We start from the raw sequence: 25,534 nt of genomic DNA, 5'->3' as shown, positions 1-25,534 counted from the left end.
TCCCACCGGGAGAGGGTCAGGGTGAGGGTATCGGGGCCTGTTCTTCAACCCGTGGCACCCGATGTGGACAGGGGGTTCAACCCAGGATCCGAGATACCCTCACCCCGTCCCTCTCCCGAGGGGAGAGGGGAAATTGACGCTTAGAACCGCAGGGTGGCGGTGACGTCCAGGCGGAAGTCCTTGCTCTCGGTGGCGTGGAAGCGCCGCGAGACGAAGTCCGTGCGGTAGTCGAAGTTGGGGTTGAGCTCCGCCGGGTTCCCCGTGACGTCCACCGTGCCGTTGCCGTCCAGGTCCTTGCCGATCTTCTCGTCGGTCAGCACGTGGTCCGTGTTGTACATGAACATGCCCGAGCCCCGGACGGACAGGAAGTCGGAGATCTGGGCAGTCAGGGCGAACTGGCCACCGATCTGCACGTAGTCCCCGGTGGCGAGCAGCTTGCGCAGCGCGCCGCTCATCTCGTTGTAGTAACGGCCCTTGGACACGTAGTTGCTGAGGGCGCGCAGGTCCAGCTTGAACTTGCGCGTGGGCTGATCGAGCACCTGGAACTCGGAGCCGAACATCACGCCGGCCGTGTGTGGCGCCTGGATGCCCGTCTCCTTGCGATTCCACCCCTCCAGGCCGCAGTTCTGCGGGCGGCCGAGGTTCGGTGGCTCCACGTTGCGGTTGTCGCAGTTGGACCAGGCACCGGGGCCGCGCACGGGGATGGTGTAGTGCATCCGGAAGTACGGATCCGCCAGGCCGATCTGCCGCGAGAGCGCCGTGGAGATCGTGTACTTGTGCACCCGGTCCCCGACGTCGCCTCGATTGTCCTTGGACGTCACGAAGCTCGGGTCGAGCAGCTTCGCCGTGGGCGCCTCGTAGTCCAGCGCCACCGTCCACGTGGGCTTCGTCTCGTCCTTGAGCTGGTTGAAGATGGCCCACGCGAACCCGAAGCGCGCGTTGCCCAGGCGGGTCAGGCCACCGCGGAACGTCTCCAGGTACCCGTTATCGGGCACGTTGAAGAGCGGCTCGGGCGTCGTGAGCGAGCAGGGCGCACCCGAGCCCCCGCAGTTGTTGCGCACGAAGTTGTCGGTGATGGTGGAGTTGCCCGAGTTCCTACCCGCCACGTACGACCAGGACTCGTCCTGGAGGAGCACGAGGGGCAGCCCGAACGACAGCTCCACGTCCTGGGCGATACCGAAGGCCACGTCCAGGTTCAGGCGCGTGTCGTAACTCCTGTACCAGAGCTCGTCCTGGTACTGACGCGTGCCGCCCGCGGTTTCGGGCAGGGCCTCGCGGACGATCTTCGTGCGCCGCTGCGAGTGCTCGAAGCCCGCGTCGATGAACATCCCGAATGGATCCTCGTCCTCGAAGGACGAAGCGACGCGAGTGACATCCGCTGCGGTGGCGACGAACGGCACCCCCAGCGTCAGCGCGGCGACTACGGCGCGAAGCCTGGACATCCGACCTCCGGAAACACTTCCTCGGGTACCCCCACGACGTCTAACCCCCGGGAAACGTTGAGAAATTGTCCGGGGACGCTAGCCGTCGCGAGCAGGGGTGTCAAGAAACGGATGGCTTCATCCGCCGGCGACGGTGGTGCCGAGCAGCCCATCCTGCCGGCGCACCTCGGCCTCGAAGGCCGCGCGCTGGCTCGCCGCGAGCGAGCGCCGGTAGGTGCGGTGGCTCTCGTAGGGATCCAGCACGCGCTCGTTGGCGGCCTCGAGCTGGTAGTGCAGGTGGGGCGCGAAGGAGCGGCCACTGTTACCGCTGCGGCCCAGCATGGTGCCCACGTTGAAGCGGTCTCCCACCTTGAGCGAGCGCGGCAGCTCGTCCATGTGCAGGAAGAGCGCGCGGCGGTTCTTGCCGCCAATCTCCTCCAGCTCGACGCAGTTGCCGTTGAAGCGGAAGCTCCAGTTCTTGCGGCGGACGATGCCCGTGAAGGGCGCCTTCACCGGAGTGCCCACGGGCGTCTTGAAGTCCACGCCCTTGTGCCGGCGGCCATCGCGCAGCAGCGACGTCACCTGCTCGTAGTCCTCCAGGGGCGAGTTCTCCAGGCGCAGCTCCAGCTCCTCGCCGCTGGGCAGGTAGTAGCGGGGGTTCTTGTCACCCTCGGGCTGGAAGCGGTAGGCGCGGTGCGTCTGGCCCGTCTTGTTGCTGGTGAAGCGCACCGCGTACACGAGGGGCTCCTCGCCGGGGCGCACCTGGTAGAGGACGTCGAGCGTGTCCCCACGCCGCAGATCTCCCGGCACATCCACCCACCACACGAGCGTGCGCGTCACCACCTGGGCGAGCGCGGGGCCCACCTCGGGGCCGGCGGCGGCGGTGACGGCCGTCTCCATGGGCCCGTCGATGCGGATGGTGGCGCGGGACAGCCCGGCGGCCGCGAGCGGATCCGTGGGGGGAGCCGCGACGGGAGCCGCGGCCACTGGCGCGGCGGAGGCCGCGGAAGGGGCGGTAGCGGAAGGAGGGGTGGCGGGAGAGCCCGTCGCGGCGAGCTGCTGCTCGGACGTGGCGGGAGGCGTCTCCGAGGCGAGCCGCTGCTTCCACCACCACACGCCTCCGGCGCTCAGACCCAGCAGCAAGGAGACGACCATCACCGGGCCTACCGGGCTTTTCTTCGGCTGAGGTCCGAGGGTGGGAAGAGGCGGCCGCATTCAGGCTCCCAGAGGGAAAGGGGTTGTGGCCGGGTCCGAACCGATGGTTTCGCGGCGATATTTCGCCGTCCCGGTCACTACTCGTCGATGGATTCATCCCGCCCGTCTGGCGGGGTGGTGTCGCGCAGGCCGAATTCCTTCATCTTCGTCTGGAGGGACTTGCGGCTGATCTGCAGCAGCCTGGCTGCTCGCGTGACGTTGCCACCCGTCTCCTCCAGGGCCTTGGTGATGAGGTCCTTCTCCAACTCGGCCGCCTTCATGCGGACGATGTCCTTGAGACCGCCCTCGCCCGTGGAGGCCTCCAGGGGAGCGGCCGAGAGAGCGGGCGCTGGTGTGCCGGAGCCCTGGCGGACCGGATCCGGGAGATCCTTCACGGTGATGGTGGGCCCGTCGGCGAAGAGCAACACGCGCTCGATGAGGTTCTCCAGCTCGCGGATGTTGCCGGGCCAGTTGTAGGCCTGCAGCAGCGCCATGGCGTCGTCGGAGATGCTCTCGATCTTCTTGTTGAGCTTGCGGTTGTACTTCTCCACGAAGTGCACGGCGAGCATGGGGATGTCCGCGCGGCGCTCGCGCAGGGGCGGCAGCACGATGGGCACCACCGCCAGCCGGTAGTACAGATCCTTGCGGAAGCGCCCGGTCTCGATCTCCGCCTGCAGATCGCGGTTGGTGGCGGCGATGAGACGCACGTCCACGCGCGTCGTCTTGATGCCGCCCACGCGCTCGAACTCGCCCTCCTGCAGCGCGCGCAGCAGCTTCACCTGCATCTCGACGGGGATCTCTCCAATCTCGTCGAGGAAGAGGGTGCCGCCATCGGCCAGCTCGAAGCGGCCGGGCTTGGAGGTGACGGCGCCGGTGAAGGCCCCGCGCTCGTAGCCGAAGAGCTCGGACTCGAGGAGGTTGTGGGGGATGGCGGCGCAGTTGATCTTGATGAACGGCTTGTCGCGGCGGCTGGAGGCGCCGTGCAGGGCCGAGGCGACGAGTTCCTTGCCGGTGCCGCTCTCGCCATTGATGAGGACGGTGGAGGGGGTGTCCGCCACCTTGTCGATGATCTTGAAGACCTCTTGCAACTGCGGCGACTCGCCGATGATGGCGGCGCGGGCCTTGGCGTCGGCGCGCACCGAGCGCTGGGCGACATCGTGCGCCTTGGCCGCCTTGGCGATGACGGCCGAGAGCTCCGCCTGATCGAAGGGCTTGGTGACGTAGTCGAAGGCGCCGGCCTTGATGGCCTCGACGGCGGAGTCCACGGTGCCGTGCGCGGTGATGATGATGACGGGCACGTCGGGGTTGGCGGCGTTGACGGCGCGCAACACCTCCATGCCACCGGCCTTGGGCATGACGAGGTCCGTCACCACGATGTCCGCGCCATTCTTGCTGAACTCGGCGAGTCCCTGCTCGCCATCGGCCGCGACGGTGACGTCGAAGCCGTCACGGCGCAGCATGGCGGCGAGCACCTTGCGGAGGTTCACTTCGTCGTCGATGACCAGAATCTTCGCCATGGGGGGCTGGCGCGGGGCTCCGCTGGACTAACCGCGGTTCGGCGTGGACTCCAGGGTGCAGATGGAGTCGGGGTGCTTGATGCGGAGGATGAGCGACTCCAGCACCCGGAAGGGGTGGTTCATCCGCGAGGCGCCCAGGTAGGCGGCCACCATGTCCATGGCCACCGCCAGGTCCATGTTCTCGCGGCCGGTGGACACGACCACGCCCGAGTCGCCGCGCAGCCGGTTGGACTGGAAGACGCCGTCGGAGGCGAGCTGACGGATGGTCTCGATCTCCAGCACGCCCGTCTTCTCGAAGATGCGGTGCAGCATGGAGAAGAGGCGGGGCGAGAGGACGACGGCGTAGGGGCCGTAGTGGCCGGACTCGTTGAGACGGCGGGTGGCCTCGACGATGGCCAGGTAGCCGTTGCCGGGGGTGGCCCAGTCGCCGAGCGGCACGGTGAGGCGGCCGGTGGCGTTCATCAGCCCTTCGTGGCCGAGCTTGGGGTCCCCGTAGAAGATGAGCTCGTCTTCCTGCTGGGCGCAGAGGGCGGCGGCGCCGGCGGCGGCGGAGACGTCCAGGGGCATGTTGTGCAGGCGCGCGGCCTCGATGTCGCGCCAGTGCAGCAGGAAGTCCTTGTAGATGATGGGGATCGTCTTGAACTTGCGCGCGTCGGTGAAGACGGAGGCCGTCTCCTGCTCGCCGACGATGTCCACCGCGCCCGGGCTCACGCCGGTGTACTCGTCATGGGGGACGGTCTGCACGCCGGCACCCAGCGGGCCGTAGATATCCAGGATGCGGCGGCCGACGAGCGACCGGCGGGCGACCTGGATGACGGTCTCGTTGAGGCGAGCCCACTCGTCCTCGCGCAGCGGGTTCTCGGCATGTCCAAGGAAATCAGGCATGGGACGCTCCAGGGGAGTTACGGCGTCAGCGGCCGCGACGCAGCGAGCCGACAGTCAAGGGTTGGACGCCCGGGCTGGGCGGCGGGGCGGGCACGCCATACAGGACGCGCTCGGGTTGAACGAGGCCAGGAGGCGGCTCGGCCTGGCCATTGCGTCCGCCACGGGCCGGGCCCCGGGCAGCGGGCTCGGACGGAGCGGCCGCGGACGGCGCCGCCGGGGCGGGAGCAGCGGCCGGGGCACGAGCGGGGGCGGGGGATGGCTTGCCCTCGATGGCACCCTGGAAGTGGCCCGCGGTGACGGGTTTGGCGAAGTGCGCCTCCTGCCCCACGTCGAGGAGGCGCAGCATGTGGACGGCCTCGGCGACGTGCTCCTTCTCCTCGGCGGCGAGGTGCAGGAAGAAGTCGCGCAGCTCCGGGGTGGAGGCGGCGCGAGCATGGGCCTCGTACTCGTTGATGGTCTCCAGTTCGCGCGCCAGGACCTGGCGGACGAGCGCGACATCGGTCGAGAGGTCGTTATCTGGGGAACCAGCCATGGGAGCGCAGACCATTGCGGCCTGCCGGGGGAACCGTCAAGAGAAACCATGGCGCGGGAGTTCGTGCTTCAAGCAGGTGAACGCTCCGCATAGAGTGCCTGCCCTCTTGTGACCGTTCCTCCTCCGCGCTCCGCTCCTTCTCCCATTCCTGAACCCCGGCCCGTGTCACCCGGGACGCGTGCCCGAGGTGGAGGCGCCCTGTTCGTCGCGGTGGGCATCTTCGCCTCGCGTTTGATGGGACTCGTGCGCGAGCGCTTCTTCGCGCACTACCTGGGCAACGGCATGGCCGCGGCGGTGTTCAAGGCCGCGCTGCGCATCCCCAACTTCCTGCAGAACCTCTTCGGCGAGGGCGTGCTCTCCGGCTCGTTCATCCCCGTGTACGCGGGCCTGCTGGGGAAGGGCGACACGAAGGAGGCGGACCGGGTCGCGGGCGCGGTGTTCGGACTGCTCGCGGTGGCCACCAGCGTGATGGTGGCGGTGGGCATGCTCGCCACGCCGTTCTTCGTGGACACCATCGCCCCGGGCTTCGAGGGCGAGGCGCGGACCCTGGCCATCCAGCTGGTCCGCATCCTCTTCCCGGGCACGGGCATGCTGGTGCTGTCCGCGTGGTGCCTGGGCGTGCTCAACAGCCACCGGAAGTTCCTCCTGTCGTACCTGGCCCCGGTGGTGTGGAACCTGGCCATCATCGCCACGCTGGTGGTGGCGGGAATGCGCGGGCTGCCGGAAGAGCGGCTGGTGGTGGTGCTCTCCTATGGAGTGGTGGCGGGCTGCGTGTTGCAGTTCGGCGTGCAGGTGCCGTCGGTGCTGCGCATGCTCGGCGGCTTCCGGCCCACGCTGTCCACCGCCAGCGAGTCCGTGCGCCAGGTGCTGCGCAGCTTCGCTACGGTGGTGCTTGGCCGCGGCGTGGTGCAGGTGAGCGCCTACGTGGACACCGCCTATGCTTCGATCATCTCCCAGCGTGCGCTGTCCACGTTGACGTACGCGCAGACCATCTACCTCATCCCCGTGAGCCTCTTCGGCATGTCCATCTCCGCGGCCGAGCTGCCTGAGATGTCGCGCACGGCCGGGGCGGGGGAAGAGGTGTCCACGAAGCTGCGCACGCGTATCGAGGCGGGCGCGCGCCGCATCGCCTTCTTCGTGGTGCCCTCGGCGGCGGCACTGCTCTTCATTGGAGACGTGGTGGCGGGCGGACTGCTGCAGACGGGCCGCTTCACCGCCGCGGACACGCGCTACCTCTGGTACCTGCTGATGGGCTCGGCGGTGGGCCTGGTGGCCTCCGCGCTGGGCCGACTGTACGCCTCGGCCTTCTATGCACTGAAGGACACCCGGACGCCGCTGCGCTTCGCGGTGGTGCGGGTGGGCCTGGGCGCAGCGGCGGCCTGGTTCCTGGCGCTGCGGTTGCCGGGACTGGTGGGCCTGCCCGAGCACCTGGGCGCGGTGTTCCTCACGGTGACGAGCGGCATGGTGGCCTGGTTCGAGTCGCAGATGCTCCGGCGGGCCCTCGTGGGGTTGATCGGCCATGTGGGAGTCCCCGGGGCCTTGCTGCTCAAGCTGTGGGGCGCCGGACTGGCGGCGGGGCTGACGGGCCTGGGCATCAAGCTGGCCCTGGCCCGGGCGCTGGGGACCATGCCGGGGGTGGAGGCGGAGTGGGGTGGAAGCCTGCTCGCCCCGCCACACCTACATCCGATCGTCCTCTTCCTGGCGGTGGTCCTGCCCTTCGGGGCGGTCTACTTCGGCGTCACGGGCGCCCTGGGCATCCCCGAGGCGAAGGCCGTCTTCCAGCGCCTCCTCCGTCGCGGAGCCGCGCGCTGACCGGGCGGGCGAGCCCGATTCCGGCGGTGGGGGATGGGACGGGCGACATGTCGCGTTATGGAGGGGTTCCGGGTGCGCTTGACAGAAGATGACCACATGCGTCTTCCGTCCAAGCACGGCGCATGTGTAGAGTGCGCCGCCTTTTTACCCAGCATGGGGGTACGGTCCCCCAAGGCTGGATTCCGATTACGTTCAGGAAGGTCCTGGCAGTGAGCGACGAGAAGAACGGTTCCGTTGGTTCTGGTGGCGGTGGCGGTCCTGGGGGATTTGGTCCCAAGAAGCCCAAGGCCACCTTTGGCGACGTGATGCTCGGCATCCCGGCGGGCCGTGGCGGCGAGCGCGAGGAGCGCGGCGGCCGTGATCGCGACCGCGGTTCGGATCGCCCGCGCGGCGAGCGGGGTGGCGAGCGCGAGGCCCGTCCGGCGAAGCCGGAGGGTGAAGCCGGTGCCCAGCCGCAGCAGGGTGCGCCGCGCGAGGGCGGTGGCCGTGACGATCGCCGTCCTCGGGGTGACCGGGGCGGTGAGCGCGGTGGCCGTGGCGGCGATCGGGGTGGCAAGGGGGGCGGCGAGCGCCGTCCCCAGGGCCCCATGGTGGTCGTCAAGCGCGCCTCGGGTGCGGTGGAGACGCGGGGCCCGGTGACCCCGGAGCCGTCGTCGACCGCTCCGGCCGAGCCCGCCACCGAGGCCTCGGCTCCGGCCGAGACGGCCGCTCCGGTGGCTTCCGCGGCTCCGGCCCCCAGGAAGGCCCCTCCCGCGCCGGCTCCCAGCACGGCGCTGTACGAGGAGGTCCCCGAGTCCGAGTCCTTCGCCGAGATGTTCGAGGCGCAGCAGAAGGACGGTGGCATGCCGGCCCGGCGCGCGGTGCGCATCGGCGAGAAGGTGTCGGGCACGATCTTCCAGCTCGGCGCGGACACGGCCTTCGTGACGCTGTCCAACGCCAAGAGCGAGGCGATGATCGAGCTGCGCGAGCTCAAGGACGACGAGGGCGTGCTGCGCTACGGCGTGGGTGACACCATCGAGGCGCACGTCATCGAGGCGGGTGCCCGGGGCATCCTGCTCAGCCGCGCGCTGGCCAAGGGCAGCGCCAACATGGCCATGCTCGCCGAGGCCCGCGCCTCCGGCATGCCCGTGGAGGGCATGGTCCTCTCCGTGAACAAGGGCGGCGTGGAGGTCGCGATCGGCGACGTGCGCGCCTTCTGCCCCATCAGCCAGCTGGACATCCGCTTCGTGGAGAAGCCGGATGCGTTCATCGGCGAGAAGCTCACCTTCCGCGTCACCGAGGTGCGCGATCGCAACGTGGTGCTCTCGCGCCGCTCGCTGCTCGAGGACGAGCAGCGCAAGCTGGCCGCCAAGACGCGCGAGACGCTCGCCGAGGGCAAGGTCGTCAAGGGCAAGGTCACCGGCGTGCGTGACTTCGGCGCCTTCGTGGACCTGGGCGGAGTCGAGGGCATGATCCCCGTCTCCGAGATGTCCTACATGCGCGTGGCCCACCCGAGCGACGTGGTGAAGCAGGGTGACGAGGTCGAGGTGGAGATCCTCCGCATGGAGGCCGCCCAGCCCAACTCGCCCGACAAGGCCAAGCAGAAGGAGCGGATCACCCTCTCCATGCGCGCCCGCCAGGAGGATCCCTTCAAGACGGCGCTCGCGGAGATCAAGGAGGGTGACCGGCTGCAGGGCAAGGTGGTGCGGCTGCAGCCCTTCGGCGCCTTCGTGGAGCTGCGTCCGGGCGTGGATGGCCTGGTGCACATCTCCGCGCTGTCCGAGCGCCGCATCGCGCACCCGCGCGACGTGGTGCAGGTGGGCGAGACCATCTGGGTGCAGGTGGAGAAGCTCGAGCCCAACGACAAGCGCATCGGCCTGCGCCGGATCACCGAGGAGGAGGCCCAGCGCCCCGCCGAGGAGCGTCCGGCTCCCGCCGCCGCCCAGGAGAAGAAGCCCGCCGAGCCCGCGGCGCCTCGCCCGAAGGTGGGCCAGGTGGTGGTGGGCAAGGTGGACCGCATCGAGCCCTACGGCGTGTTCCTCGTGTTCCCGGGCGGCAAGGGGCTCATCCCCGCCTCCGAGACGGGCACCGAGCGCGGCACGGACCTGCGCAAGAAGTTCTCGCTCGGCCAGGAGCTGAAGGTGGCCCTCGTGGACATCGACGCCTCCGGGAAGATCCGCCTCTCCATCACCGCCGCCGAGCGGGCCGAGGAGCGCGCGGAGGTCGAGGCGTGGACGAAGAGCCAGCAGCCTGTCGGCGGCGGCAAGAAGGGATTCGGCACGTTCGCCGACCTGTTGAAGAAGTCGGGCAAGTAACGCCCGGCGCGCTGGGCGCACACGGGAGGCGCGGGGAATGGAGCACGCGCCTTCCTCTGTTCGAGGAAAGTTGTTGACGGTACAGGGGGAGGGCGGTACTTAGCCTCCCGCTTCGACGCCGCGGGGTGGAGCAGCCTGGTAGCTCGTCGGGCTCATAACCCGAAGGTCGCAGGTTCAAATCCTGCCCCCGCAACTTCAGACAGGCCAGAGACCCTGTCGAAATAGATGACAAGGTCTCTGGTGTTTGAGATAGAGCAGCAGCCGAAAACGATATCGCGGGGTGGAGCAGCCTGGTAGCTCGTCGGGCTCATAACCCGAAGGTCGCAGGTTCAAATCCTGCCCCCGCAACTCGTGGATGAGGCCCCGCTGGTGCTGAGCCAGCGGGGCTTTATCGTTGCAAGCCGTACAGGGTGTAAGACATGTCGCGGGGTGGAGCAGCCTGGTAGCTCGTCGGGCTCATAACCCGAAGGTCGCAGGTTCAAATCCTGCCCCCGCAACTCGAAGAAAACGAAGCCCCGCCGGTGATGAGTCGGCGGGGTTTTGTCGTTTCCGGGCTCCGCGCGGCGCGGACCACACCACTTTCGGAGTCACCCGCCTTCAGGTGACGTTGCCGGTGGGGGTGGTTAGATTTGGCCCGATGAACCGGAAGCAGGGTGGCCAACAGCGACATGGGTCGACCTTGAGGGCCGAGCTCCGGGCCCGGCTGGAGTCCTGGCCCCGGGAGCGGCTGCTCGACTTCGCCGTGGAGCAATTCCTGGCGGATCCCCAGTTGCGGCATGTCCTCGACGGACCGGTGGAGGCGGGTGGGGCGGATGCGGCCCTGTCCCGGCGGTTGCGGCGGGCCATCGACGAGGCCATGGGGGTCCAGTACGTCGACTGGCGCGAGGTGCCTGGCTACATCGCGCGGTTGGAGCGGTTGCTCGGGGACATCCGCTCCTTCGCCGAGGGTTATCCGGTGGAGGGCGTGGCGGTGCTCCGCTACTTCGTGAAGGTCCTGCCGCGGGTGTTCGACAGCATCGCGGACGAGGACGAGCTGGCGCTCTTCTGCGCGCAGCTGGCCAGGGTGACACTGGGGCTCGCGGCGAGGGTGGCGGGAGCGGCACGGACGGTGGCCGAGGAACTGCTCGCGGCCTACGTCGCGGATGAGCACGGCCGCTTCTCGGAGGTGCCCGAGCTGCTGGTGGAGGCGGAGCTGCCAGCGGACGTGCGGCGGGAGGTGGCCGCGGCGGCCGAGGCGCTCGCCATCCAGGTGACGCGGAGGGACAGTCACAAGTCGCGCGAGCTGGGCTCGCTGGTGGCCCGGTTGCGATAGGTCGTGTTGCGCATGCTCCCTCTCCCTCTGGGAGAGGGGACATCCACGGTGCCCACGGACCACCTCTATGTGCCGCGTTCGCGGTGCTCCTGCAGGTATGCCGCGAATCCCGCCTTGGACTGGATTCGGAACTCGGGCAGCCGCGCGAGCGCCTCGGGCTCGAAGGCGTACTGCTCACACACGAGGCTCGCCCGCAGGGCCTCCGCTGGGCCTCCCGTGAAGGGCTGCACCTCGTGCGTCAGGTCTCCCCGGAAGTGCACCAGCATCCCCGGCCTCGGACGCACCTCGCCCGATGGCTGTGCCCCACGCGAGAGCACCAGCGCGCCTCCCTTCGCGCCCTCGGGCACGTTCAGGTAGAGCACGCTCACATGCTCCGGCGTCGCTCCCGGGACTCCGCTCGGCTCCTGCAGCGTCGCGTCGATGTGCCGGCCCACACTCCGCCCGGGCTCCAGCAACAGCAGGTTCACGTAGAAGGCGTTCGGCCCGCGCCGTTCCTTGCTCGGACCGAAGAGCCGCTCGCGCCAGGGCAACAGTCCCCGCGAGCTCGCCGGGTCCATCACCAGCGCCAGGTAGTCCCGGAGGAACGGGAAGCGCTCCTCCAGCTTCGCTCGCCCCGCCTCCGTGAAGATGAGCGCGAAACCCCGGCTGCTCTGGAACGTCCCCATCAGCGGACTCCGTGCCACGAAGCGCGAGGAGAGCAGGGCCTCCCGAAGGGCCTCCAGCTTCTCCGCGGGCATGGCGTCGCGATGGGTGACGAACTCGCTCACGCCCCGGAGCTTAGCGGGTCCACGCCCCCTTTTCCTTCATTGTTCCCGGCACCACATTCAGCCAAGAGCAGGTCTCGATCTTCCCGAGCGGAGCGCATGCCCAAGAATCGCGGTCACCACCTTCCAGAGACTCCAGGCGACACCCGGACGGGATTCGTCCGGGTGCGAGGGGCTCGAGAGCACAACCTGAAGAACGTGGACGTCGAACTTCCCCGTGACGCCCTGGTGGTCTTCACGGGTGTCTCTGGCTCGGGCAAGTCCTCGCTGGCCTTCGGGACGCTCTACGCGGAGGCGCAGCGGCGGTACTTCGAATCCGTGGCCCCGTACGCGCGGCGGCTGATCGACCAGGCGGGCGTCCCCGAGTTCGACTCGATCGACGGCCTGCCCCCGGCGGTGGCCCTCCAGCAGCACCGAGGCACGCCCACCACCCGCTCGTCGGTGGGCAGCGTGACCACGATCGCCAACTCCCTGCGCCTGCTGTACTCGCGCGCCGGGACCTATCCGCCCGGCCAGCCGCACCTCGACTCCGATGCGTTCTCGCCCAACACTCCGGCGGGCGCCTGTCCCAACTGTCATGGACTCGGCCGCGTCTATGACGTGACCGAGAAGTCGATGGTGCCGGATGACTCGCTGACCATCCGCGAGCGCGCGATCGCCGCGTGGCCTCCCGCGTGGCACGGCCAGAACCTGCGCGACATCCTGGTGTCGCTCGGCTACGACGTGGACCGCCCCTGGCGGGATCTTCCCCAGAAGGACCGGGAGTGGATCCTCTTCACGGACGAGCAGCCGACCGCCCCGGTCTACGCGGGCTTCACACCGGCGGAGACGCGCCGTGCGCTCAAGCGCAAGGACCCCCCGAGCTACATTGGGACGTTCACCGGCGCCCGGAAGTACGTGCTGCAGACCTTCGCCACGACGCAGAGCGCGCTGATGAAGAAGCGCGTGTCGCAGTACATGGTGAGCGGGGAGTGCCGCCTCTGCCAGGGCAAGCGGCTGCGTCGCGAGTCCCTGTCCGTCACCTTCGCGGGGCTCGACATCGGAGAACTCTCCCGGCTGCCACTGAAGCGCGTGGCCAGCATCCTTCAGCCCGCCGCGGACGGAACGGTACCCGGGGCGGCGAAGCTGGCGCGAGAACATCCGGAGAAGGCACTGGTCACCCAACGGATCGCCAGGGATCTGCTGGCGCGTATCCAGGTCCTCAGTGAGCTCGGGCTGGGCTACCTCTCGCTCGAGCGCAGCACGCCGACCCTGTCACCCGGCGAGCTCCAACGGCTGCGGCTCGCCACCCAGGTGCGCTCCAACCTGTTCGGCGTGGTGTACGTGCTCGACGAGCCCTCCGCGGGGCTCCATCCGGCGGACACCGAGTCGCTGCTCAAGGCGCTCGATCAGCTCAAGGGCTCGGGGAACTCGCTGTTCGTGGTGGAGCATGAGGTGGACGTCATCCGTCACGCCGACTGGATCGTCGACGTCGGGCCGGCCGCGGGCGAGAAGGGCGGACAGATCCTCTACAGCGGTCCGCTCGAAGGGCTCGCGGCCGTGGAGGCATCCCAGACGCGGCGTTACCTCTTCGGGGCCGGGAAGACAGCGAAGCGCCGCACGCCTCGCGAGCCCAAGGGGTGGCTCCGCCTCGAGGGCGTCTCCCGCAACAACCTCCACGACCTCGATGTCGACTTCCCACTGGGTGTCTTCACCTCCGTCACCGGCGTCTCCGGCTCGGGCAAGTCGAGCCTCGTGAGCCAGGTCCTGGTGGAGCTGGTCGCCGAGCAGCTCGGCCATGAGGTTGCCGAGGAGGAAGAGGAGGGGGAGGAGCTGGAGCGTTCCGTGGTGCTCACCACGGGCGGCCGGATCGTCTCGGGGATGGAGGGCATCAAGCGGCTGGTGCGGGTCGATCAGAAGCCGATCGGTCGCACGCCGCGCTCCAACCTGGCGACCTACACGGGGCTCTTCGACAACGTCCGCAAGCTCTTCGCGGCGACGAAGGCCGCGCGGGCCCGGAACTTCGACGTCGGGCGCTTCTCGTTCAACGTGGCCAAGGGCCGTTGCGAGACCTGCGAGGGCGAGGGCTTCGTGAGCGTCGAGCTGCTCTTCCTGCCCAGCGTCTACGCGCCGTGTCCCACGTGCCATGGGGCGCGCTACAACGCCAAGACGCTGGAGATCCAGTACCGCGGAAAGAACATCGCCGAGGTGCTGGGGATGACCGTCGACGCAGCCCACACGTTCTTCGCCGAGGAGCCGCAGGTGCTGCGCTCGCTCGGAGTTCTGCGGGAAGTGGGCCTGGGCTACCTGCGGCTGGGCCAGCCCGCGACGGAGCTCTCCGGCGGCGAGGCCCAGCGCATCAAGCTCGCGACGGAGCTGCAACGGCTCCAGCGCGGCAACACGCTCTACATCCTGGACGAGCCCACCACGGGGCTGCATCCCGCTGACGTGGACAAGCTCATGGCGCAGCTCGATGGGCTGGTCGAGGCGGGCAACACCGTCATCCTCGTCGAGCACGACATGCGGGTGGTCGCGGCGAGCGACTGGGTCATCGACATCGGCCCCGGCGCGGGTGACGAGGGCGGCCGGGTGGTGGTGGCCGGAACGCCCGCGGAGGTCGCCGCCTCGTCCGCGAGCCGCACGGCGCCTTTTCTGTCGGAAGGCATTGGGTGACAGCAGCGGGGCAGGGGAGGCCTACACCGCGGGCCGCTTGCCTTCCTCCAGCATCTCCAGCAGCGCCTTCTCCGCGCAGTGCAGCACCGGCTTCTCGTGCTGGGCCAGCTCGTCCACCGAATTGAAGTAGCGGTCCACCACCTGGCCCTTCTCGAACATCGCCAGCACCGAGGGATAGATGTACGAGTCCCTCGCCACCGCGGGCGTGTTCCCCAGGTGCTCGGACACCTCCTTCACCGCCGCCACCATCGTCTTCTTCGTCAGCTTCTTTCCCTCCTTCGCGGCCTCGTGGTGCACCCGCTCCTTCGCCCGGGCCAGCGCGCACGCGCAGATGAGCGTCCCGCCCCACGTGCGGAAGTCCTTCGCGCTGTAGCGCGCCCCCATCACCTCCTGGATGTACTCGTTGATGTGGCGCCGCCTCACGTCCACCACGAACCCATCGTCCAGCACGAACTTGAAGACGTCCCGCCCCGGCCGCTTCAGGCACTCGCGCACCACGCGCGCCACCTGCCGATCCTTCAGCTCCCGGTACTGCTGCTTCCCGCTCTTGCCCGGGAAGTCGAAGATGACCGTGTCCCCCTTCACCTTCACGTGCTTCGCCCGCAGCGTCGCCAGTCCGAAGCTCTTGTTCTCGTCCGCGTACTGCTGGCTCCCCACCCGGATGAAGCACGTCCCCAATATCCGCAGCAGGCACGCCATCACCTTGTCTCGCCCCAGCCCCGGCTGGCGCAGATCCGCCGCCACCCGCCGCCGCAGCTTCGGCAGGGCCCTCGCGAAGTCCACCACCCGCTTGTACTTCTCCGCGTCCCGCCGCTTCGTGAAGGACTCGTGGTAGCGGTACTGCCACCGGCCCGCGCTGTCCTTGCCCATCGCCTGCAGCTTCGACGTCGCCGACGGGCTGATCAGCACATCCGTCCACGCGGGCGGCAGCTTCAGCGCCTCGATGCGCTCGCGCTCCTTCGCCGGCACCGGCTTCCCGTTCGCCAGCACGTAGCGGAACCCTCGCTGGGGGCTCCCGCGCCGGCGGATACCGTCCTGCCGCAGTCTTTCGATATGCGTCATGCCCGTGCCCTGGCTCCCAGCCGTGCGCCCCGTGCGCCGCCGTCTGGAATGCCTGTGCAGCCGGACGCACCCCGTCAACGCAGCTCCGGCCCGCCCGCCTGGAGGGGAACCGGGCCGGAAATCGTCGGGAAGGATTGCCGTATCCCCGCCAGACTGGACTAGACTCCCAGCCACCTCTCCGCTTGCAGGCCCGATGACCGAGTTTCTCGCCGCCATCCTCGCCTTTCCCACCATCCTCTTCACCATCCCGCTCGGGGTGGTGGTCGGCTATTGGCTCATCGTCATGGTGGGTGCCGTGGGGGTCGACCTGCTCGATGGGGACATTGGCGACTTCGCCCTGGGAGCCAAGGCGGGCGCGGCCGAGGCGCTCGAAGGCGGCGTGAAGGGCGCCGTGGAGGGGGGAGCCAAGGCCGCCATGGAGGGCGGTGCCAAGGCGGCGCTCGAGGGCGGTGCCAAGGCCGGCGCCAGCATCTTCGAGGTGCTTGGCTTCGGCGGCGTCCCCGTGACGGTGTCCGTCAGCGCCGTGGTCTTCCTCTCCTGGCTGATGTCGCTGACCTTCGCCGGCCCGGCCAAGGATGCGCTCGGCTTCCTGCCTGGCGCGCTCGTCGGCGGTGGCATCGCCGCGCTGTGCCTCGCGGTGGGCCTGGTGTCCGCGGGCTTCGCGGTGCGGCCCCTGCGGCCCATGTTCGCCACGCACCAGGCGCCTCGCCGCGCCGAGCTGATGGGCCGCGTCTGTGTCATCGCCAGCGGTAAGGTGGACGGCAAGTTCGGCCACGCCACCTTCGAGGACGGCGGCGCCGGCCTCCTGCTCAACGTGGTGTGTGACAAGGGCAACCAACTCACGCGCGGTGAAAAGGCGCTCATCCTCAACTACGACGCCACCCGCGACGCCTACGAGGTGGAGCCGGTGGACTGGCTCCTGCCGCAGGAACTGGAGCACCTGAAGGATCCGCTCACCGCCTCCGCGCTCGCACGGGACAAGTCCCGCGCCCGGTAGCTCGCTGCCTCATCCGCTTCTTCCAGACTTCTCATTGCCGCGCCGGGGCTGTTAGCGGGGGACTCCGGCCGCGTGATAGGTTCCCCCGGTCTACTCGCTCGGGAATCGTACCGACATGGATCCAATCGTCACTGCTGGTATTGGAATCACCGGAGGATTGTTCATCCTCTTCTGTTCCGCGTTCATCGTCTCCAGGTTCTACCGGCAGGTGGATCAGGGACGGGCGCTGATCATCAATCCCTTCAAGGGAGAGCCGGTCGTCACCTTCACCGGCTCCGTCGTCTGGCCCATCATCAACCGGGCCGAGGTGATGGACATCTCCCTCAAGACGATCGACATCGATCGCCGCGGCAAGGAGGGCCTGATCTGCCAGGACAACATCCGCGCGGACATCAAGGTGACCTTCTTCGTCCGCGTGAACAAGACGCGTGAGGACGTGCTCAAGGTGGCCCAGTCCATCGGCTGCACCCGCGCCAGCGATCCGGAGACGCTCGAGAACCTCTTCGAGGCCAAGTTCTCCGAGGCCCTCAAGACGGCCGGCAAGAAGTTCGACTTCAAGGACCTCTACACCGAGCGTGAGGCCATCAAGGACGAGGTCCTCCGGGTGATCGGCAAGGACCTCAACGGCTACATGCTCGAGGACTGCGCCATCGACTTCCTGGAGCAGACCCCGGTGGAGATGCTCGACAAGGACAACATCCTCGACGCCGAGGGCATCCGGAAGATCACCGAGCTCACGTCCGTCCAGAACGTCCAGACGAACGAGTTCCGGCAGAACGAGCGCATGAACATGACCAAGCGCAACGTCGAGTCGGACGAGGCCATCTTCGCCCTCGAGCGCCAGCGCGCCGAGGCCGCCGCCAAGCAGAAGCGCGAGATCGACTCCATCACGGCCCGTGAGACCGCCGAGGCCGAGCGCGTGAAGGCCGAGGAGTACGCCAAGCAGCAGCTGGCGCGCATCAAGGCCGAGGAGGAGATCCTCATCAACGAGCAGAACAAGCACCGCCAGGTGGAAGTGGCGCAGAAGAACCGCGAGCGCGTGGTGGGCGTGGAGGCCGAGCGCGTGGAGAAGGATCGCGCCCTCGAGGCCATCAACCGCGAGCGCGAGGTGGAGCTGTCGCGCATCGGCAAGGAGAAGCAGCTCGAGGCCGAGAAGAAGGCCATCGCCGACGTGGTGCGCACCCGCATCGCCGTGGAGAAGGGCGTGGCGGAGGAGGAGGAGCGCATCAAGGACCTGCGCGTGAAGGCCGAGGCCACCCGCCGCAAGGACGCGCTGCTCATCACCGCCGAGGCCCAGGCCCAGGAGAAGCTCGTCAAGGACATCAAGGCCGCCGAGGCCAGCAACGAGGTGTCCAAGTACTCCGCCAAGGAGAAGCTCACCCTGGCCGAGGCCGAGCTGCAGGCCTCCGACATGACGGCCAAGGCGAAGATTCGGCTGTCCGAGGGCGTCCAGGCCGAGGAGGCCGCCCACGGCCTGGCCGAGGCCCGCGTGAAGGAGGCGGACGCCCTCGCCACCGAGAAGCAGGGCATGGCCGCGATGCGCGTGAAGGAGGCCGAGGCCGCCGTCATCGAGAAGCAGGGCATGGCCCAGGCCTCCGCCCTCAAGGAGCGCGGTCTGGCCGAGGCCTCCGCCGTCCGCGAGAAGCTGCTGGCCGAGGCCGCGGGTGAGAAGGAGAAGGGGCTGGCCCGCACGAGCATTGGCGAGGCCGAGGCCCAGGTCATCCAGAAGCGCGGCGAGGCCGAGGCCGTCGCCATCCGCGAGAAGCTGCTCGCCGAGGCCAAGTCCATCGAGGAGAAGCTGCTCGCCGAGGCTCGCGGTCTGGCCGAGAAGGCCGAGTCCATGAAGCTGCTCCAGGGCGCCACCCGCGAGCACGAGGAGTTCCGCCTGCGCCTCCAGAAGGAGCGCGACGTGGAGCTCGCCACCATCCAGGTGCGCAAGGACATCGCCGAGTCCCAGTCCAAGGTGCTCGCCGAGACCATGGGCCACGCGAAGATCAACATCGTCGGCGGCGACGGCCAGTTCTTCGAGCGCTTCATCAAGGCCATCTCCGTGGGCCAGTCCGTGGACGGCGCGCTCGACCAGAGCGAGACGCTGCGCAAGGCCTTCAGTGGCTACCTGAACGGTGAGAAGGACTTCCCGGCCGACCTCAAGGAGATCCTCTCCAAGCCGGGCCTCACCAGCGACGCGCAGAACCTGGCCATGGCCGCCCTGCTGCACCGCATGGCCCCCAACCCCGCCGCCGCGGCCGCCTCCAACCTCAAGTCCCTCGTGGAGTCCGAGCCCGCCCGGGTTTCGGCCCCCGAGAAGACCCAGGGCTGAGCCGGTTCGTCGTTCGCGGTAACACAGCTGGAAGACCCTCACCCTCGCCCTCTCCCAGAGGGAGAGGGGACCCACACAGTGGAACCTGGGTTCGTCCCTCTCCCCCTGGGAGAGGGTCGGGGTGAGGGTACGTGGATCCCTGGTTCCCTCCCTTTCCCGGTGAACTGAAGATGGCAACTGAAAGCACCCCCCCCGCGTCGGGCGAGGCCACGCTGGCGGGTGGCAGCTACGAGGTCATCCGCGCGCGCCTGCTCAACCAGGCCGAGACGCTCAACGCCAAGGCCACGGACCTCAACGAGCGGCGCAAGAAGCTCTTCGGCGGCACCGAGCTCACCGTCATCGGCAACGAGCGCGTCCGCACCGAGAACAACTGCATCCCGCGTGACATCGTCGGCGTCGGGAAGTACCTGCTCTTCGGCTACAACGTCTTCATCGGCCTCAAGAAGGAGATGACCGTCGCCGACGTCTTCTCGCTGCACAAGTTCGAGAAGACCGCCGAGGGCTTCGATTTCTCCGAGGTGCCGTCCACCGAGGCCGGCGGATTCCTCAAGGATCCGCGCTTCGTCAAGGACTTCAGCGAGCTCTACAAGTACTACAAGGACGCGCGGCTGCTGCAGTTGCGCCGCAACGAGACGCGGCTGCTCGCCATCTTCCAGACGGGCAAGTCCGATCGCGACATCAAGGTCTTCCGCTTCGGGCTCGATGTGGAGGGCAACGCCACCTACATCGACAACCAGGGCGAGCGCGATCACGTCTTCCCCCCGTCCCATGACTTCGAGTGGAAGGTGGCCACGCGCGAGGACTACGTGCTGGGCCAGCACCCGCACGTCAACGTCCTCGACCAGGTGTTCGTCGAGACGGTGAAGGGGGACCTCACCGTCAAGGTGGAGGACAACACCGCGGACGGCCTGGGCATCTACCGCGAGCCCGTGGACGACCCGGACCAGTCGCTGGATGACGCCGAGTTCGCCTACGCCCAGGTGGGCGCCCTCATCCTGCTGCGCGTGCTGCCGTTCCGCGAGACGAAACACCGCTACCTCGTCTTCAACACCCGCACCCAGCACGTGGTGCGCATCGACGCCATCGGCAACGCCTGCATCCGCCTGCCCGAGGATCAGGGCATCGTCTTCCCCGGTGGCTACTACCTGCAGACGGGCGACTTCAAGGTCTTCGAGGGGATTGGCGAGGGCCTCCAGTTCAAGCGCGCCATCCGCTCGCCCAATGGCGAGGACGTGCTCTACGTCTTCTTCCGCCGGGAGGAGGGCGCCTACGTCCTCTTCCCGTACAACCTCGTGCGCAAGGAGGTGCAGAACCCGCTGCTGGGCAACGGCTTCAGCCTCTTCGGGGACGGGCGCATGGTGCTCTTCCGCGCCGTCTCCAACGAGCCCACCCGCGTGCACCCCATGCAGGTGTGGCAGACGCCCTTCGTCTCCGCCGAGCACGCCGCGAAGATGCCTCCCGCCCCCGGCTACCTCGGCAAGGTGGGCAACGCCGAGCTCGTGCGCGGCATCTCCGACGCGCTGACGCTCGTGCGCATGGCCCGCACGGACAAGCCCTCCCGGCGCACCTACGAGGACCTGGCCTCCGCCGCCACCCGCATGCTCGATGCCTTCTATTGGCTCGGGCACGAGGAGACGAAGCTCCAGGAGGGGATCGAAACGCTGCGGCGCACCTCCGAGCTCATCATCGACGAGTTCGAGAAGGTGCTCGCGCTGCAGAAGCGCGCCACCGAGGCCATGACCGAGGCCCAGAAGGCCCAGGAGCAGGTGCTGCTGCGCGTGCGGCCCGAGGAGCTCCAGAACGCCGAGGGCTTCATGAATGCCCTCTCGGAGCTGCGCAAGCAGCGCGGTCACCTCATCACCCTCAAGGAGATCCGCTACATCGACACGGCGCGGCTCGATGCCCTCGAGAAGCAGGTCATCGAGGAGACCGACCGCGTCAGCTCCGACGCCGTGCAGTTCCTCCAGCGGGGTGAGGCGCTCAACCCGCTGGCCGAGCGCCTGGACGTGCTGTTGCAGAAGCTGGAGCCCATCCAGACCACCCAGGAGCTGGCCCCGCTCGGCGAGGACGTCGAGCAGGTGGGCAAGGGCCTGGAGGTGCTCAGCGAGACGGTGGGCGGCCTGCAGGTGGGCGATCCGCTCGCGCGCGCCAGGATCCTGGAGGGCATCTCCGAGCTGTTCTCCCGCCTCAACCGCGTGCGCGCGGGCCTGATCGTCAAGCGCAAGGAGCTGGTGGGCCGCGAGAAGCGGGCCGAGTTCGGCGCCCAGTTCAAGCTGCTCGGCCAGGCGGTGGAGAGCGCCCTGTCCGTGGCGGACTCGCCGGAGAAGTGCGACGAGGGCCTGTCCCGCCTCACCGTGCAGTTGGAGGAGATGGAGGGGCGCTTCGGCGAGTTCGACGAGTTCCTCGGCCAGCTCACCCAGAAGCGCGAGGAGCTGCTCGAGGCCTTCGGCCAGAAGAAGCAGGCCCTGGTGGACGAGCGCCAGCGCCGCGCGCAGAACCTCTTCGGCGCCGCCGAGCGCATCCTCACCGGCGTCAGCCGCCGCGCGAAGTCCTTCAAGTCCGAGGACGAGCTCAACACGTACTTCGCCTCGGACTCGATGGTGCTCAAGCTGCGGCAGCTCGCCGAGCAGCTCCTCGAGCTCCAGGACAGCGTGCGCTCGGACGAGGTGCAGAGCCGCGTGAAGACGGCGCGCCAGGACGCCCTGCGCGCGCTGCGCGACCGCAACGACCTCTACGAGGAGGGCTCGGGCGCGCCGGTCATCAAGTTCGGCAAGCACCGCTTCAACGTCAACACGCAGCAGCTGGACCTGACGCTGCTGCCGCGTGACGGCGCGCTGTACCTGCAGCTCACCGGCACCGACTACGCCCAGAAGCTGGAGGAGCCGGAGCTGGAGAAGTACCGCGAGCTGTGGGATCAGCACCTCATCTCCGAGACGCCCCAGGTGTACCGCGCCGAGTACCTCGCGGCGCAGGTGCTGCTGGACGCGGAGGAGGGGAAGGGGAGCGTGACGCTGGCCTCGCTGCACCAGGCGGTGGTGGAGCAGGGTGGGCTGCTGGAGAAGGTGCGCGCGTACTCGGCGGACAAGTACGACGAGGGCTACGAGCGCGGCATCCACGACGTGGACGCGGCGGCCATCCTGGAGAAGTTGCTGGCGATGCACACGGGAGCGGGGCTGTTGCGCTTCGCGCCCACGCCGCGCGCCTGGGCATCCCTGTACTGGGCCTTCGGTGGCGAGGGCGACGAGAAGGCCCTCATCCACCGGCGCGCGCGCAGCCTGCACCGGCTCCGCGCGGCCTTCGGTGAGTCGGCGGAATTGGTGGCCCTCGGTACCGAGGCGGGCGAGCGGATCGGCGCCTTCCTGACGGCCTCGGGCGTGGCGTGTGGCCCCGCGGAGGCGCGGCTCGCCGGGCGTTACCTCGTCGAGGAGCTGGCCGGAGACCGGCCGCGCTTCACCACCAGCGGCGAGGCCGTGGCGCTCAAGGACGCGCTGCTGGCGCAGCTGGACAGGGCGGGCACGCGCTCGGCCTTCGAGGATGATCTGCGCGGCCTGGAGAAGAACCTCCCCGAGCGGCTGCGCACCGTGCGCGCGTGGGTGGAGGCGTACCTGGCGCGGCGCGAGGGCGGCCCGGGCGCGGCGGCCCACGTGGCGGTGGAGGCCGCGGTGGTGCTGCTCACCGAGCGCAAGGTGGACCGCGAGGTGGCCGGTGCACTCACCTCCACCGAAGTGCCGGGCATGCTGGGCCAGCACCCCCGCATCCAGGACCGGAAGCTGCCGCTGCGGCTGGATGAGTTCCTCACCCGCCTGAGTGACTTCCGGCAGGTGCGCGTGCCGGCCTACCACGCCTACCGCGCGCTGCTGCGCGACCTGCTGGACCGCGAGCGCCGCCGGCTGCGCCTGGAGGAGTTCACGCCGAAGGTGCTGACGTCCTTCGTGCGCAACAAGCTCATCGACGAGGTGTACCTGCCGCTCATCGGCGCCAACCTGGCCAAGCAGCTCGGCTCGGCGGGCGAGAACAAGCGCACGGATCGCATGGGCATGCTGCTGCTCATGTCGCCACCGGGCTATGGCAAGACGACGTTGATGGAGTACGTGGCCAGCCGGCTCGGCCTCACCTTCGTGAAGGTGAACGGCCCGGCGCTGGGTCATTCGGTGAAGTCGCTGGATCCGTCCGAGGCTCCCAACGCCACGGCCCGCCAGGAGGTGGAGCGCATCAACCTGTCCTTCGAGATGGGCAACAACGTGATGCTCTACCTCGACGACATCCAGCACACGGATCCCGAGCTGCTCCAGAAGTTCATCTCGCTGTGCGACGGCCAGCGCCGGATTGAAGGCGTGTGGAACGGCAAGACGCGCACGTATGACCTGCGCGGCAAGAAGTTCTGCGTGGTGATGGCCGGCAACCCGTACACCGAGACGGGTGAGCGCTTCCGGATTCCGGACATGCTCGCCAACCGTGCCGACACCTACAACCTGGGCGACATCCTTGATGGCAAGGAGGACCTGTTCGCGCTGAGCTACATCGAGAACGCGCTCACGTCGAACAGCGTGCTGGCGCCGCTGGCCACGCGCGAGCCGGGGGACATCCACAAGCTCATCCGCATGGCGAAGGGCGAGGAGGTGCCCACGGGCGAGCTGTCGTACGGCTACGCGGCGGCGGAGTTGCAGGAGATCGTCGCGGTGTTCCAGCGGCTGTTCCGCGTGCAGGATGTGCTGCTGAAGGTGAACCTGCAGTACATCGCCTCGGCGGCGCAGGACGAGCGCTTCCGCACGGAGCCCGCGTTCAAGTTGCAGGGCAGCTACCGCAACATGGGCAAGGTCACCGAGAAGGTGGTGGCGGCCATGACGGACGATGAGCTGGAGCGGCTCATCGACGATCACTACCAGGGCGAGTCGCAGACGCTCACGACGGCGGCCGAGCAGAACCTGCTCAAGTTGCAGGAGATGCGTGGGCGGCTGACGCCGGAGAAGGCGAAGCGCTGGGAGGAGATCAAGCAGGGCTTCGCGCGGGTGAAGCGGATGGGCGGGAAGGAGGACGATCCGGTGGCCCGGGTGACGGGTCAGCTGAGCGCGATCGAAGAGCAGCTCGGCTCGGTGGCGGGCGCGGTGGTGAAGGCGGCCGAGGTGGCACGGCAACCGTCGGGTCCGAGCCCGGTGGCCGAGGTGGTGCCGAGGCTGGAGTCGCTGCGCGAGGCGCTGTTGGAGCTGGCGAAGAAGGAGACGCCGGCGCCGGTGGTGCAGGGGCCGGACCTGACGCCGTACTTGCAGCACCTGGCGAAGGTGCTGCGGGCGCTGGCCGAGCGCGCGGTGGCGGCGCCTGCCCAGACGGTGGACATGGGCCCGGTGATGGAGCAGCTGACGCAGGCGGTGAAGACGATGGCGGAGCGCCAGCCGGTGGCGGCGCCCGTGGCCGCGCCGCCCGCGGATCTGGGACGGTACATGGAGCAGATGTCCCAGGCGGTGAAGTCCATGGCGGAGCGGGCGCCGGTGCCCTCGCCGCAACGGACCTCGGCGCCACTGCCCGCGGACCTGGGCCGGCAGATCGTGCTGGTGGAGAACGCGCTGGCCCCGTTGGAGCGCCTGGCGAAGCGGACGCTGCAGGGCGGCGACGAGAGCCTCAAGGCCATGCAGGTCTGGCAGGCCGTCACCGAGGCGCTGGAGTTGCTCCAGGCGATGCAGCGCCCCACGACCTGAAGCAATCAGCGTCCACCGTCCCCTCACTCCGACCAACAACCCCTCGCCCTCCGGGAGAGGGACGGGGTGAGGGTCTCTCGGACATCGGGTTGGATCCCGACGGCGCGTTACTCGTCTTCCTCGGCGAGTCCCAGCTCTTCCAGCGTTGGTCTGCGCACCAGTACCCGGAGCTCGCTGTCGCGCGCGTAGCCCACGGAGTAGTGCTGGCCAGCGATGTCCACTCCTGCGCCGTGGGGAGGCCTGGGGTGGGCGTTCAACCAGGTATCGGCCTCCTTCCGGGAGCTGAAGGTACAGAGCGGGGGGCGGGGAGTGTCCGAATCAAAATTCTCGAGGAAACTCTTGAAGTGGGATGACTGGTTGCTCTCCAGGATGAAATGGATGGCGAGCAGGGCGATGTCGACCGACTCCTTGTCCTCGGGAGCGTGAGCATGCGCACGAGCCTGGCGGAGGACCGCAAAGGCCTCACTCATGAGCGCACTCAGGGGATGAATGGTTGTGGCCAGCCCTGCTCTTTCGGGGATGCGGACCAGGAATCGGCTTCCATGCTCGGGCGAGTAACCGACAGCGTATCGACTGCCTGAGATGACAACGCGATGTGCGACTCGAGGATCCATCGGTTGCTGTAGCGAAGCCTCGGCCCGCTCGCGTGTATCGAAGGAGGAGGGCGGGGGATGGGAATCCCCTGGCCTGAAACACGCCAGATAGTCCTCGAAATTGTGGAGATGACCGCTGCCCCAGATGAAATGGAGCGCGAGTGCTGCCGTCCTGAGCAACTCCGTATCTGATGGCGAGCCGAATTTCTCCTGGAGCTTTTCGAGGACGCCGCAAGTCGCGTCTATGTCGAGGCTCATGACAGCAGCACCAGGGGGGCGAGGACTATCAGTCCCGCGCCGGTGGAGATGACAACGAAAGCGGTTCCCGCGGCAACGACGGTGGCGCCGACCATGATTTCTTTCTGATGGCGCCACAGCCAATCCGCAGCCTGGCCAATGGCTGTAAAGCTGCACGCTGCAAGAATGCCGAGAAGTCCCATGAGGGTGATACGGAACATGGCCCGGGTGTACCTCACTTCTTCAACT

At 68.5% G+C, this 25,534-nt stretch carries 16 protein-coding genes and 3 tRNA genes; 10 read left to right on the top strand and 9 right to left on the bottom strand.

The features are described 5' to 3' along the window. Positions 1–140: 140 nt before the first annotated feature. From Q664_RS38610 to Q664_RS38590, 5 genes are all read right to left on the bottom strand, one after another. Positions 141–1,442 carry a hypothetical protein gene (locus Q664_RS38610; protein WP_043407798.1) on the bottom strand — a complete coding sequence of 434 codons (1,302 nt, stop codon included), beginning with the start codon at positions 1,440–1,442 and terminating at the stop codon, positions 141–143. A gap of 117 nt (positions 1,443–1,559) precedes the next feature. Beyond that, positions 1,560–2,576 (bottom strand): M23 family metallopeptidase, encoded by a 1,017-nt coding sequence (locus tag Q664_RS38605; RefSeq protein ID WP_235217049.1) that lies wholly within the window; start codon positions 2,574–2,576, stop codon positions 1,560–1,562. Positions 2,577–2,713: 137 nt separating this feature from the next. Next, complete coding sequence (locus Q664_RS38600; RefSeq protein WP_043407792.1) at positions 2,714–4,132, bottom strand: sigma-54-dependent transcriptional regulator; 1,419 nt, start codon at positions 4,130–4,132, stop codon at positions 2,714–2,716. A gap of 27 nt (positions 4,133–4,159) precedes the next feature. Further along, positions 4,160–5,017 (bottom strand): family 1 encapsulin nanocompartment shell protein, encoded by an 858-nt coding sequence (locus Q664_RS38595; RefSeq protein ID WP_043407789.1) that lies wholly within the window; start codon positions 5,015–5,017, stop codon positions 4,160–4,162. 25 nt (positions 5,018–5,042) lie between these two features. Continuing rightward, on the bottom strand, positions 5,043–5,549 hold the full coding sequence (locus Q664_RS38590; RefSeq protein WP_043407946.1) for a ferritin: 507 nt from the start codon (positions 5,547–5,549) through the stop codon (positions 5,043–5,045). A gap of 162 nt (positions 5,550–5,711) precedes the next feature. Here Q664_RS38590 and murJ point away from each other — a divergent pair, with 162 nt between their 5' ends. The 6 genes from murJ to Q664_RS38560 all read left to right on the top strand — a co-directional run bounded on the left by murJ (position 5,712) and on the right by Q664_RS38560 (position 10,967). Next, the gene (murJ, locus tag Q664_RS38585; protein ID WP_268811438.1) at positions 5,712–7,361 is read left to right on the top strand and encodes a murein biosynthesis integral membrane protein MurJ; all 1,650 of its coding nucleotides are present in this window, start codon (positions 5,712–5,714) and stop codon (positions 7,359–7,361) included. A 209-nt stretch (positions 7,362–7,570) separates the two neighbouring features. After that, on the top strand, positions 7,571–9,655 hold the full coding sequence (locus Q664_RS38580) for a S1 RNA-binding domain-containing protein (protein WP_043407786.1): 2,085 nt from the start codon (positions 7,571–7,573) through the stop codon (positions 9,653–9,655). A gap of 119 nt (positions 9,656–9,774) precedes the next feature. Next, positions 9,775–9,848 (top strand) — tRNA-Met (locus Q664_RS38575). Between the two features lie 81 nt (positions 9,849–9,929). Continuing rightward, a tRNA-Met gene (locus tag Q664_RS38570) sits at positions 9,930–10,003 on the top strand. Between the two features lie 75 nt (positions 10,004–10,078). Beyond that, a tRNA-Met gene (locus Q664_RS38565) sits at positions 10,079–10,152 on the top strand. Between the two features lie 182 nt (positions 10,153–10,334). After that, the gene (locus tag Q664_RS38560; RefSeq protein ID WP_152622587.1) at positions 10,335–10,967 is read left to right on the top strand and encodes a hypothetical protein; all 633 of its coding nucleotides are present in this window, start codon (positions 10,335–10,337) and stop codon (positions 10,965–10,967) included. A 65-nt stretch (positions 10,968–11,032) separates the two neighbouring features. Here the strand turns inward: Q664_RS38560 and Q664_RS38555 are convergent, their stop codons facing one another. Next, positions 11,033–11,734: a 2OG-Fe(II) oxygenase gene (locus Q664_RS38555; protein ID WP_152622586.1), complete on the bottom strand. Its 702-nt coding sequence runs from the start codon at positions 11,732–11,734 to the stop codon at positions 11,033–11,035. 96 nt (positions 11,735–11,830) lie between these two features. On the opposite strand from Q664_RS38555, the gene uvrA reads away from it, so the two are divergent. Next, positions 11,831–14,383 (top strand): excinuclease ABC subunit UvrA, encoded by a 2,553-nt coding sequence (gene uvrA / locus Q664_RS38550; protein ID WP_043407781.1) that lies wholly within the window; start codon positions 11,831–11,833, stop codon positions 14,381–14,383. A 21-nt stretch (positions 14,384–14,404) separates the two neighbouring features. Here the strand turns inward: uvrA and Q664_RS38545 are convergent, their stop codons facing one another. Further along, entirely contained in the window at positions 14,405–15,445 is a 1,041-nt protein-coding gene (locus Q664_RS38545) for a DNA topoisomerase IB (RefSeq protein WP_043407778.1), read from the bottom strand. Positions 15,446–15,638: 193 nt separating this feature from the next. Here Q664_RS38545 and Q664_RS38540 point away from each other — a divergent pair, with 193 nt between their 5' ends. The 3 genes from Q664_RS38540 (at position 15,639) to Q664_RS38530 (ending at position 24,455) form a co-directional block, all read left to right on the top strand. Next, complete coding sequence (locus tag Q664_RS38540) at positions 15,639–16,442, top strand: hypothetical protein (protein ID WP_043407775.1); 804 nt, start codon at positions 15,639–15,641, stop codon at positions 16,440–16,442. A gap of 115 nt (positions 16,443–16,557) precedes the next feature. After that, positions 16,558–18,762 (top strand): SPFH domain-containing protein, encoded by a 2,205-nt coding sequence (locus tag Q664_RS38535; RefSeq protein WP_043407773.1) that lies wholly within the window; start codon positions 16,558–16,560, stop codon positions 18,760–18,762. Between the two features lie 170 nt (positions 18,763–18,932). Then, positions 18,933–24,455, top strand: a complete 5,523-nt coding sequence (locus tag Q664_RS38530) for a DNA repair ATPase (protein WP_043407938.1) — start codon at positions 18,933–18,935, stop codon at positions 24,453–24,455. A 107-nt stretch (positions 24,456–24,562) separates the two neighbouring features. Here the strand turns inward: Q664_RS38530 and Q664_RS58405 are convergent, their stop codons facing one another. Together Q664_RS58405 and Q664_RS38520 are read right to left on the bottom strand one after the other, a co-directional pair. Then, positions 24,563–25,306, bottom strand: coding sequence for a hypothetical protein (locus tag Q664_RS58405; protein WP_152622585.1), 744 nt, complete (start codon positions 25,304–25,306; stop codon positions 24,563–24,565). Next, positions 25,303–25,506 carry a hypothetical protein gene (locus tag Q664_RS38520; protein ID WP_075207639.1) on the bottom strand — a complete coding sequence of 68 codons (204 nt, stop codon included), beginning with the start codon at positions 25,504–25,506 and terminating at the stop codon, positions 25,303–25,305. Before Q664_RS38520 ends, Q664_RS58405 begins: the two co-directional genes overlap by 4 nt. Between the last annotated feature and the right edge of the window lie 28 nt (positions 25,507–25,534).

Source organism: Archangium violaceum Cb vi76, from assembly GCF_000733295.1.
Classification (GTDB): Bacteria; Myxococcota; Myxococcia; order Myxococcales; family Myxococcaceae; genus Archangium; species Archangium violaceum.
Note: the sequence above shows the minus strand (reverse complement) of the source record. Positions and strands in the feature narration are given on the sequence as shown.

Bases quoted from the DNA above. Each gene is read 5' to 3' on its own strand.
- Q664_RS38595 (WP_043407789.1), bottom strand. From the start codon at position 5,017: ATGCCTGATTTCCTTGGACATGCCGAGAACCCGCTGCGCGAGGACGAG.
- Q664_RS38535 (WP_043407773.1), top strand. From the start codon at position 16,558: ATGGATCCAATCGTCACTGCTGGTATTGGAATCACCGGAGGATTGTTC.
- Q664_RS38605 (WP_235217049.1), bottom strand. From the start codon at position 2,576: ATGGTCGTCTCCTTGCTGCTGGGTCTGAGCGCCGGAGGCGTGTGGTGG.
- Q664_RS38540 (WP_043407775.1), top strand. From the start codon at position 15,639: ATGACCGAGTTTCTCGCCGCCATCCTCGCCTTTCCCACCATCCTCTTC.
- Q664_RS38520 (WP_075207639.1), bottom strand. From the start codon at position 25,506: ATGTTCCGTATCACCCTCATGGGACTTCTCGGCATTCTTGCAGCGTGC.
- Q664_RS38590 (WP_043407946.1), bottom strand. From the start codon at position 5,549: ATGGCTGGTTCCCCAGATAACGACCTCTCGACCGATGTCGCGCTCGTC.
- Q664_RS58405 (WP_152622585.1), bottom strand. From the start codon at position 25,306: ATGAGCCTCGACATAGACGCGACTTGCGGCGTCCTCGAAAAGCTCCAG.
- Q664_RS38610 (WP_043407798.1), bottom strand. From the start codon at position 1,442: ATGTCCAGGCTTCGCGCCGTAGTCGCCGCGCTGACGCTGGGGGTGCCG.
- Q664_RS38545 (WP_043407778.1), bottom strand. From the start codon at position 15,445: ATGACGCATATCGAAAGACTGCGGCAGGACGGTATCCGCCGGCGCGGG.
- Q664_RS38600 (WP_043407792.1), bottom strand. From the start codon at position 4,132: ATGGCGAAGATTCTGGTCATCGACGACGAAGTGAACCTCCGCAAGGTG.
- Q664_RS38530 (WP_043407938.1), top strand. From the start codon at position 18,933: ATGGCAACTGAAAGCACCCCCCCCGCGTCGGGCGAGGCCACGCTGGCG.
- uvrA (WP_043407781.1), top strand. From the start codon at position 11,831: ATGCCCAAGAATCGCGGTCACCACCTTCCAGAGACTCCAGGCGACACC.